Annotated in this window: 11 protein-coding genes and 1 pseudogene; 10 read left to right on the top strand and 2 right to left on the bottom strand. The window is 67.1% G+C overall.

Annotated features, from left to right (window positions below):
- Positions 1–331: DUF1611 domain-containing protein (locus FV230_RS18775; protein ID WP_147843477.1), on the bottom strand; the 331-nt coding region annotated here is incomplete at its 3' end.
- A 187-nt stretch (positions 332–518) separates the two neighbouring features.
- On the opposite strand from FV230_RS18775, the gene maiA reads away from it, so the two are divergent.
- The 4 genes from maiA (at position 519) to FV230_RS18755 (ending at position 3,709) form a co-directional block, all read left to right on the top strand.
- Positions 519–1,166: a maleylacetoacetate isomerase gene (gene maiA / locus FV230_RS18770; protein WP_147727662.1), complete on the top strand. Its 648-nt coding sequence runs from the start codon at positions 519–521 to the stop codon at positions 1,164–1,166.
- 210 nt (positions 1,167–1,376) lie between these two features.
- Positions 1,377–2,708 (top strand): NAD(P)/FAD-dependent oxidoreductase, encoded by a 1,332-nt coding sequence (locus FV230_RS18765; RefSeq protein WP_147727658.1) that lies wholly within the window; start codon positions 1,377–1,379, stop codon positions 2,706–2,708.
- A gap of 372 nt (positions 2,709–3,080) precedes the next feature.
- Positions 3,081–3,395, top strand: coding sequence for an EthD family reductase (locus tag FV230_RS18760; RefSeq protein WP_147727659.1), 315 nt, complete (start codon positions 3,081–3,083; stop codon positions 3,393–3,395).
- Positions 3,392–3,709: a hypothetical protein gene (locus FV230_RS18755; RefSeq protein WP_147843476.1), complete on the top strand. Its 318-nt coding sequence runs from the start codon at positions 3,392–3,394 to the stop codon at positions 3,707–3,709. The genes FV230_RS18760 and FV230_RS18755 overlap by 4 nt, the downstream gene beginning before the upstream one ends.
- Before the next feature lie 52 nt (positions 3,710–3,761).
- On the opposite strand, the pseudogene FV230_RS18750 reads toward FV230_RS18755, so the two are convergent.
- Positions 3,762–5,285: pseudogene (locus FV230_RS18750) on the bottom strand (ATP-binding protein); the annotation flags it as partial.
- Positions 5,286–5,318: 33 nt separating this feature from the next.
- Between FV230_RS18750 and FV230_RS30865 the strand changes: the two are divergent.
- From FV230_RS30865 to FV230_RS18720, 6 genes are all read left to right on the top strand, one after another.
- Positions 5,319–5,951 (top strand): hypothetical protein, encoded by a 633-nt coding sequence (locus FV230_RS30865; RefSeq protein WP_246694916.1) that lies wholly within the window; start codon positions 5,319–5,321, stop codon positions 5,949–5,951.
- 285 nt (positions 5,952–6,236) lie between these two features.
- Positions 6,237–6,518, top strand: a complete 282-nt coding sequence (locus FV230_RS18745; RefSeq protein ID WP_147843474.1) for a hypothetical protein — start codon at positions 6,237–6,239, stop codon at positions 6,516–6,518.
- Between the two features lie 246 nt (positions 6,519–6,764).
- Entirely contained in the window at positions 6,765–6,977 is a 213-nt protein-coding gene (locus FV230_RS18740) for a hypothetical protein (RefSeq protein WP_147843473.1), read from the top strand.
- Positions 6,974–7,432 (top strand): hypothetical protein, encoded by a 459-nt coding sequence (locus FV230_RS29800; RefSeq protein ID WP_187275551.1) that lies wholly within the window; start codon positions 6,974–6,976, stop codon positions 7,430–7,432. Before FV230_RS18740 ends, FV230_RS29800 begins: the two co-directional genes overlap by 4 nt.
- 438 nt (positions 7,433–7,870) lie before the next feature.
- Positions 7,871–8,314: a PilZ domain-containing protein gene (locus FV230_RS18730; protein WP_187275550.1), complete on the top strand. Its 444-nt coding sequence runs from the start codon at positions 7,871–7,873 to the stop codon at positions 8,312–8,314.
- Between the two features lie 750 nt (positions 8,315–9,064).
- Entirely contained in the window at positions 9,065–9,562 is a 498-nt protein-coding gene (locus FV230_RS18720; RefSeq protein WP_147843471.1) for a hypothetical protein, read from the top strand.
- The last annotated feature ends 149 nt before the right edge of the window (positions 9,563–9,711 follow it).

Below are 9,711 nucleotides of genomic sequence, written 5' to 3'. Positions count from 1 at the left end.
CCTCGGCGATGGCCGGCACCGCGCCGAGGCGCGCGTGCAGGCCGCTCGCGATGTCGAACCCGGCCTCCAGCGCGGCGACGATCTCGGCGACCCAGTGCTCCGGCAGAACGCCGCCGGCATTGGCGACGCCGATCACCATCGTGCGGCAGCCCTTGGCCAGCGCCTCGTCGAGGGTCAGGTCGGGGATGCCGAGGTCGGCCGCGCAGCCCGGCAGGCGGATCTGGCCGATGCACCAGTCCGGGCGCCAGTCGACGATGCCGTAGGCGGTCTTGGCGGCGAGCCGGTCCGGCACGTCGCCGAGGAACATCAGATAGGGCGTCTCGATCTGCATCGGCCGTCATCCCTTGTCGCGCGCCGTGTCGCGCGCGTCTTCGCGGTCTCGTCCCTATCGCGGGATCGCGTCCGCGGGGCAATGCACGATCACGGCCAGACCGCGCTTCGCCGACGCTTCGCCCTTGCGGCCCGCCCGGTTGTGCGGTGTGGTCCCCGCCGAAACCGATGAAGGGCCATGTGGCATGATCAGGATGTACGGCAACTGGCGCTCGGCCGCCGCCTTCCGGGTGCGGATCGCGCTGAAGCTGAAGGGGATCGCCTACGAGGAGACCTTCATCGACCTCGATGCCGGCGACCAGCACGCGCCGGAATTCCGCGCGATCAACCCGCAGGGCGCGGTGCCCGCCCTGTTCGACGGCGACGGGCCGCCGCTGACCCAGTCGCTCGCGATCCTCGACTACCTGGAGGAGACCAAGGGCGGCGTGAAGCTGCTGCCGGCCGATCCGCGGGAGCGGGCGCGCGCCCGCTCGCTGGCGCAGCTCGTGGCCTGCGACACCCACCCGCTCTACGTGCCGCGGGTGCGCACCTACCTGATGGAGGCCTACGATCTCCCCAGGGAGCGCATGATGGGCTTCGTCCGCCACGCCTTCGAGAGCGGCCTGAAGACGCTGGAGACCCGGCTCTCCACGGAGCCCGGCACCGGCCGGTTCAGCCAGGGCGACGCGGTGAGCCACGCCGACCTCTGCCTCGTCAGCCTGTGGGTCGGCACGGGCATCTTCGGGGTGGAGACCGCGCCCTACCCCACCGTGGCGCGCATCGCCGAGGCGTGCCTGGCGCTGCCGGCCTTCGCCGAGGCCCATCCCAAGCGCCAGCCCGGCGCGCCGGCCGCGTGAGGCCGCCGCTCGCGGCCGATGCTTGAGCGATAGGCTTGAGGCATGGCCAAAAAATTTTGACGGCGCCCGCCGGATTACGGCCATCCCGGTATGGTCTAGAACCGTTCCGAGATGGCCCCGCCCGGAACGGCGGCACGGGTGGTGCCTGTGCACGGGGGCACCACCGGCGATGAGGCGGCGACGGCCGCACCGAGGAGCAACGAGACAGGCATGGTACCGGGCGAGAACGAACAGGGCCTGCACCGCATCGTCGTGGTCGGCGGCGGCGCGGCGGGCCTTCAGCTGGCGACCAAGCTCGGGGACAAGCTCGGGCGCGGCAAGGACGTCCACGTCACCCTGGTCGACCGGGCGCGCACCCACATCTGGAAGCCGCTGCTGCACGAGGTCGCCGCCGGCAGCCTCGACGTCGGCCACCACGCGGTCGACTACCTGCACCACGCCCACCAGCACCATTTCCGCTACCGCATCGGCGAGATGACCGGGCTCGACCGGACGGCGCGCACGATCCAGCTCGCCGCCAGCCACGATGCGGAAGGCCGCGAGATCACGCCGGTGCGCTCGGTCGGCTACGACACCCTGGTGATGGCGGTGGGCTCCACCACCAACGATTTCGGCACGCCCGGGGTGAAGGAGCACGCCATCGCGCTCGACACCCAGGACCAGGCTGTGCGCTTCCACCAGCGGCTGGTGAACGCGATGCTGCGCGCCCACACCCAGGTCGGCCCGGTGCGGCCGGGGCAGCTCCACGTCACGGTGATCGGCGCCGGCGCGACCGGCACCGAGCTTGCGGCCGAGCTGCACCGGACCGTCCGCGACGTGGTCTCCACCGGCATGGACCGGATCGATCCGGCCAAGGACCTGAAGATCACCCTGGTCGAGGCGGCCGACCGCATCCTGCCGGCGGTGCCGCCGCGACTCTCGTCCGAGGTGATGGCGCTGCTCGCCAAGATCGGCGTCGAGGTCCGCGTCCAGGCGCGGGTCACGGAGGTGCGCGCCGACGGCGTGGCGCTGGCCGACGGCGCGTTCATCCCGTCCGAGCTCGTGGTCTGGGCGGCCGGCGTGAAGGCGCCGCCGTTCCTGCAGGGCCTCGGCGGCCTGGAGACCACCCGCACCAACCAGCTCGTGGTGACGCCGACGCTGCAGACCACCCACGATCCCGACATCTTCGCGGTGGGCGACTGCGCCTACCTCGTCGAGGCCGGCTCCGACCGGCCGGTGCCGCCCCGCGCCCAGGCGGCGCACCAGCAGGCGACCTACCTGATCAAGCAGATCCCCGCCCGCATCGCCGGGCGGCCGCTGAAGCCGTTCAAGTACCGCGACTTCGGCTCGCTCGTCTCGCTCGGCGAATACTCGACGGTCGGCAGCCTGATGGGGTTCATCCGCGGCAAGAACATGTTCATCGCCGGGCTGTTCGCGCGGATGATGTACCGCTCGCTGTACAAGATGCACGAGCAGGCCCTCCACGGCACAGTGAAGACCGCCCTCGACGCCGCCGCCCGCGCGCTCACCCGCCGCACCGAGGCGCGGGTGAAGCTGCACTGATCGCGATCATCGCCGGTCGGCGTGCAAGGCGGCCCGCTCCTCGCGGATACCGTATCCCCACCCCCGGGTGTGGTCTGGCGGAGACCCGCCTCAACCCGTCATCCCGGGGCTGCGCAGCAGAGCCCGGGATCCGGAGCCGCCGAGATGACAGGCTCAAGCGCCGTCGGCGGCTCTGGATTCCGGGTTCGCCTTCGACGCCCCGGAAAGACGGGGCGGGCGATCCGGGCCGCTCAGGAAACGTGTGAAACCCTCAGCCCTTGCGGAGGGAATAGAAAAGAGGCGTCGCGAGCGCCTCCGTTGCGCTGACAGGCATTCGGTGGTTCCGTGCCGGCGGCGCGCGGCAGACGCGCCGCCAGGGAGTGTTCGACAGCCATGATCCTCGTCAGCGTGATGTATCCGGCCGGTCCCCGGTTCGACATGGACTACTACCTCGGCCACCACATGCCGCTGGTGCGCGAGCGCTGGTCGCCCCTGGGCCTGCACGAGGCCAAGATCGTGCGCGGCGTCGGCACGCCGGACGGCAAGCCGGCCCCGTTCCAGGTGATGGCGCTGCTGACCTTCGAATCGGCCGACGCCTTCACGAAGGCCGCGGCCGAGCACGGCCCCGAGATCTTCGGCGACATCCCCAAGTTCACCGACGCCCAGGCCGCGGTGCAGATCAACGAATTGCCCGAGGCGACCGCGTGATCGACATCGTCCAGGCGGTCCAGGCCGCCGACCCCGGCCTCGGCACCCGCGTGATCGTGCTGCGCCCGGATTCGCGGGCGCTCGCCACCGCCGAGGCGCTGGTGCCCGAGGCCGAGGCCTGGATCGCCGAGAACGCGCCCGGCGCCCGCCTCGTGCGCAAGACCATCCTGCTCGCGAACTATCCCGGCGCCATGCCGGCCGAGCGCGAGGTCACCGTGATGGCGTTCGCGGAGGCGCAGCACCTCGCCGCCTTCGCCACCGCCTGGACGGCCGACCCGGAGCCCGAGGACGACGCGGCCGCGCCGGAGGCGTAGGGGCCCCCGTCGCCGGTCCCTCCCCCACCCGTGAGGGAGAGGGAAACGGGCGTCAGGCCGCCTTGAGCTTGTGGATCGTGCCCAGCACCTCGGCCCGCTGGATCTCGAGCCGGTGGATGAGCGGGCGCAGGTCGGCGTCGCCGTGGGCGGCGGCCTCGATCTCGCGGCACAGGCGCGACAGCCGGGTGAAGCCGAGCATGCCGGCGGCCGAGACCAGCGCGTGCGCGTCGTGGGCGACCTGGACCCGGTCGTCCTCGTCGGTGCGGAAGCGGTCGCGCAGCTCGCTGCCCATCAGGTCGAGCAGCGTCGCCACGCGCTCCGGCCCGAAGCCGGTCCGCAGCGCGTCGAACACCGCCGGGTCGAGCACCGCGTTCGCGCCGTCCGGCGCCGGGATCGGGGCGGCCGGGCGGGCCTCGCGCTGCGGCCCGGTCCAGCGCGCGATGGTGGCGTAGAGGTCGGCGCGCCGGAACGGCTTGCCGACATGGTCGTCCATCCCGGCCGCGCGCAGGTCCTCGATCTGCTTCGGAAGCACGTTGGCGGTCATCGCCACGATCGGGATCTCGCGGGCCGGCGACGCCAGCGCGCGGATGTGGCGAGTCGCGGTCAGGCCGTCCATTACCGGCATCTGCACGTCCATCAGCACGAGGTCGTAGCCCCTGCCCTGCTTCAGCGCCGCCTCGACCGCGACGATCGCCTCGGCGCCGTCCTCGACCACGTCCACCACGTAGCCCTGCGCCTCGAGCACCGCGCAGGCGAGCTCCTGGTTGAGCGGCACGTCCTCGGCGAGAAGCAGCCGCACGGCGCGTCCGGCGGGGTCCGTGGCCGGAGCCGCGGACGTTGCCGCCGCGACCCCGGTCTCCTCGCCCGGCGGCAGGGTCAGGGTGAACCAGAAGGTCGAGCCGACGCCCTCGCGGCTGACGACGCCGATCTCGCCGCCCATCAACGAGAGCAGGTGGCGGCAGATCACCAGGCCGAGGCCGGTGCCGCCGAAGCGCCGGCTGATCGAGCCGTCGACCTGGCTGAAGCGCTTGAACAGCCGGTCCTGCTGCGCCGAATTGATCCCGATGCCGGTGTCGGTGACCTCGAAGCGCAGGTCGTGGCCGCGCGCCCCCGAGCGCTCGCGCCGGACCACGAGGGTCACCGAGCCGACGGGGGTGAACTTCACCGCGTTGTTCAGCAGGTTCAGCAGCACCTGGCGCAGGCGGTTCGCGTCGCCATGGACGAAGGTGGGCAGGTCCGGGTCGATCCGGGTCTCGATCCGCAGGTTGCTCTTCAGCGCGCCGCCGCGGACGATCGAGACGGTGTTGTCGATCACCGAGACCAGCGGGAACGAGACCGGGTCGAGGGTCAGCTGTCCGGCCTCGATCTTCGAGAAGTCGAGGATGTCGTCAACGACGGTAAGGAGGGCAGTGCCGCAACCCTGGATCAGCTGCAGCCGGCGCCGGTCCTCTGGCGGCATGTGGGTCTCATCGAGGAGGATGTCGGCATAGCCGAGGATGCCGTTCAGCGGCGTGCGGATCTCGTGGCTCATCGCCGCGAGGAAGTCGCTCTTGGCCTCGCTCGCCCGCTCGGCCTCGGTACGCGCTTCCTCGGCGACGCGCGTCTGCTCTTGCACACGCTGCGCGAGCGTCGCGTTCAACTCGAACAGAGCGCGCTCCGCAGTCTCACGTGCGGTTTCGTCCCTAAGCGTCAGTACCGCCCCGATCTGCTGGCCATCCGCCCCACGAAGCGGTTGAGCGTTGCCGATGGCCAGCACTTCGACACCGTCCGGCCGGACGATCCGCCACCGCGCCTCCCGAACCGTCTCCCCACGCACCGCGCGCGCCAGCGGCAACTCAAGCGGAGGGTAAGGTCGCCCATCCTCGGTGAAGAGGCGGTAGGTGTCGCTGTAGGTATCGGGCTCGACATCGAGGCGAGCGACACCGTGGATGGCAGCCGCAGCCCCGTTCACCATCGTGATCCTGCCCACCGCATCGGTGACGATCACGCCCTCGGCGAGCTGATTAAGGATGATGGCCTGCGTCGCAGCGGCAGTCTCAGTTTGATCCGCGGCGTCGATCGGGAACCGGGGGAAAGGCTGCATGTGGACCAGCGTGCCGTGTCAATTTTTGCCCGGCGAGACCACAGGCAGGCGATCGCGATCCAGGAACTCCAGGGTTCGAACGAACGATACGCCTGCCACCCTATAAGAGAGGTAAAATGCCTGTCAGCCTTCAGCGGCAGACATCGTGCCTCCTGTTAGTCGCTGGTCAGCGACGGACCATCTGCTACACGGCAGGCCTCTCGACGCTCGCGCGCCGCGGCGGTCGCGAACGCCGGCAGGCAGCTCGGCACAGAGAGCACGCGATGACAGGTCGGCGCGGGCCAGTTCCCTGTGCCGTGCCCGTGAAGCCTTGGGCCGGGTGATCGCGTGAAGGTCGGTGCTGGGGGGAACAGGAACCGCCGACGCCGGCTTATGGCCTGCTTCGATCGCTCCCGGCGGACCCTCTCGGCAGCGGGCGCTTCTCAGAACCTAGGACCACCAATCATGCTCAGAGACGAATGCACGCGCGTCCTTCGGACTCTGATCGAGAAGGCGCAGCGCGAGGATCTGGGTACGGCTCAGAACGCTATTCTACGGTTCGCCATGAACCAGTCCGAGCCGCAGGCCAGGGCAGCGGCTATGGATGATCTGCTGTCGGACCTCGCGGGTGAAGAGCGGGCCGACAGCGGCTCCGATATTCAAAAGGCTTTCCGCACCGTCCTCGTATCGATGATCGAACGGACGAAGATAACGGTCGGACCCGGTTCACCCGGACATGCGAGGTAACGCGCGTCCCAATCAGCGGCTTACACTTTACCCCCCATACTCCCCCGTTTCTCCGAGTCAGCAGCTGATCGGCTAGCCGGCCGCGGTAAGGACCCGGACGAAGGGATCCTTGAATGACGCCCGATCGGCTTCGGTCCCAGCCTCCTCGTAGAACATCATCAAGGCATAGTAGGCAGTCGGTAGAGGCTGCAAACCGTAATCACTCATCCAGCTGACAAGCTGTTGACCGGATCAGATTGCCAAAAGATGGGCGACGAGACGACGGCTCTGGTCGTGGCGCTCGCGACAGAGAACGTGGAACTGCGCGCGGCCCTCGCCGAGGCGCAGGAACTCCTCATCAAGACCGCCGTCGATACCGGCGAGATGCATGCCAAGCTTGAGGAGGTGCAGCGGGAGTTGACCGTGGCGCGCGCAGACCGCGACGCTTGGATGATCCGTGCGAGGCGGCAAGCATCATGATCGATCCCTACGCCTACCCGCCCAGAGCGTTCGATCTCGCTGCGGCGGCTCGATACCTCAGTCTCGATCCGGTCGCCTTCAGCGCCCTCGTGGAAGACGGGAAGCTGCCCCGCCCTCGCCGGCTCGGTGAAGCTGTTGTCTGGGATCGGATGGCGCTCGACACGGCGTTCGAGGCTGCCCCCGTCGAGCAGAAGCCTGTGCCGCAGGCTCATCAAAGGCCGGGACCGAAAGATGCAGGGAAGCGGAGGGCTCCGCCCCTAATGTCGAAGGAATGGCCGGGCTATCACAACGTCTACACGCCTGAGACGCTGGCCGATCGGTGGCGGTGCTCCGGCAACCACATCCGCAACATGATTGAACGGGGCGACCTGGCCGGGTTTCAGTACGGCGGGAAGCTGCTCCGCATCTCGGCCGCGGTCGTGGCAGCCTACGAAACCAAAAACACGGTTAAATGATTGACGACTCTCTCCACGATCGTTTCCTAAGATTTCAACAGGGAAACTGACAAAGATGGTGTTCGAAGGCGTGATAGAGCGTCGAACAATCAATGCACGTTCTACATGAATTGTATAACTCCAGCTAGAACTCAAAAGTCAGGATTTTTACCATCTTACGTAACGAATAAATAATCGATAGCAATAAATACGACTATATGGTTTGGGTCATAGAGAACCTTACGTCGATATCAAAAAAATTTAGCTCGTCATTTCGAATATGGACTCCTCTATAGTGAGAACCGCCTCAGAACCGCCTACCAGGACATGACCGTAAAGCGAACCTATACACAGCACGCCGTCATCGTCCCCGCCCTCTGCATGCGCTACGACGGATCAGATTTTCACGCTGTCACTGCCGACATTTCGGTTAGTGGCCTGAGGTTACGATCCGCGACAATGCCACGGCTCGATGAACGCCTCGTGTGCAACATCCGCGACGTAGGGGCGATCAACGTTGAAGTTGTGGGAGTAGGAGCCTGCGACTTCGTCATTCGCGTAAAGGGCACCAACCCCGCCCCCGGCGAGATAGCGCGGCGTCTCATCGACTTAGCTCGCCAGCAAAGCCGCCCTCCCGAGGTCGTTCGCACTCACCGTCGAATTGTTCCTACACGAACAGACCTACAAGTCACCCTTGAGGATGGCAGCCTTATACCTGCGCAGATCGTGAACTTATCAGCATCAGGCGTGGCGCTGCGCCTCGATGTTCCGCTCGCGGTAGGACAACCGATCACAATTGGGCAAAGACGTGCAACAGTCGCGCGCCAAATCGAGCGCGGCATCGGCGCAGCTTTCCTCGAACCACTCGACGACGTAGCGGTCAGCGAGCACACCGTACTGTGAAGACACCGCACCTGTGCACATCATCTCCAGCGTGTTTCTGAGCTGCAGAGCACGTGGGGCGTATCGGCGAAAAGGCAGGTGGCGGCCCTGCTCGGGGGCAAGCAGGACCGCCGCAGCGGATCGCGAGGACCTGCCGGCTGCGGATGCAGCAGCGTCTACCATGAACCAGACAAGTTGTTGAAGGATGAGCAATACGTCGCGGGCTTTACCGTCGCCGCCGACCCCGTTCCTCGTCCGCAACCGCCTCTACCGCCGCGATGGCGTTCTCAAGCTCTGCGATCTGCCTCAGGACGCTCGCGGCCGGCAACGTGTCGTGTTCGCGGCGGCTAGGATCATCGCCCGCTGATGGGCCTTGAGACGGTCTAGGAGGGCGTCGAGCTTGTCCATGGGGCGATGTAGCGAGGCGTGCCCTTCTCGACAACATGGCACCCACCAGCAGCTTTCAGTGCGTGTGGTGTGATACCCCTGCTCCTACCGTGCTCGTTACCGTGTCGCTGCCGTACCTTACCGTTCACGACCGTGGCCTTGCCGCAAAGCTCGAATGGCCCTCACCGAGCGGGCCACAGAGGGCTACATGCGGCCACAACAGGCTCAGCGAAAGCCCACCATTCGAGGGGACTTACACCATACGCACTGAAGCTGGATTGGCCGTGTCTGGCAGGATGTAGCGAGCCGCCGTTGCCGTATCAGCCGGGCCGGGCCATCTTGGAGCAACATCAGCCGTACATGACTCGGCCTGGAGACTTCCTCATGTCTCGTTTCGCACAATCAATCTCATCCCTTGCCTTTGGTGTGGCCATGCTGGCCTCGCCAGCTTTGGCGCTATCCGCCAAGGACTGTTCCGTGAAGTACCAAGCCGCTAAGCAGGCTGGCACGCTGAACGGGCAGAAGTGGAACGACTTCCGGAAGGCTGAGTGCGGGGCGCCGGCTGACACGCCCACAACCCCCACCGCGAACCCGTTCTCACCGAACGCAGCTTCGCCCGCAGCCCCGGCTCCGCCGCCCACCACGACAGCAACGAGATTAGCACCGACACCGCGGTCTTCGGTGACGGGGTCCGCCGTGTTCCCGAAAGCGGTCAATCCGAAGTACGCGAGCGAGTCGGTCGGTAAGGGTCGGATGCACACCTGCTTGGATCAGTACAACGCCAACAAGGCTGCTGCTGGTGGCGCCGGCAACGGCGGCATGAAGTGGATCGAGAAGGGCGGCGGGTACTACTCGGTTTGCAACAAGGGGCTAAAGAGCTAGTAGTCAAAATCTAGCGCCTGAGACCCCGTTTCATAATGGGCAGAACAGCTTAGCTATTGGGTGAGCGGCGAGCATCGCAGGCGTTGGGAGAGTGTCTGACGCTCACCCAGGAACCCCGATGTGGACGCCCGCCGCCCGCGCCGAGCTTG

Origin of the sequence: Methylobacterium sp. WL6 (assembly GCF_008040095.1) — a bacterium.
In the GTDB taxonomy this organism is placed as follows: domain Bacteria; phylum Pseudomonadota; class Alphaproteobacteria; order Rhizobiales; family Beijerinckiaceae; genus Methylobacterium.
Note: the sequence above shows the minus strand (reverse complement) of the source record. Positions and strands in the feature narration are given on the sequence as shown.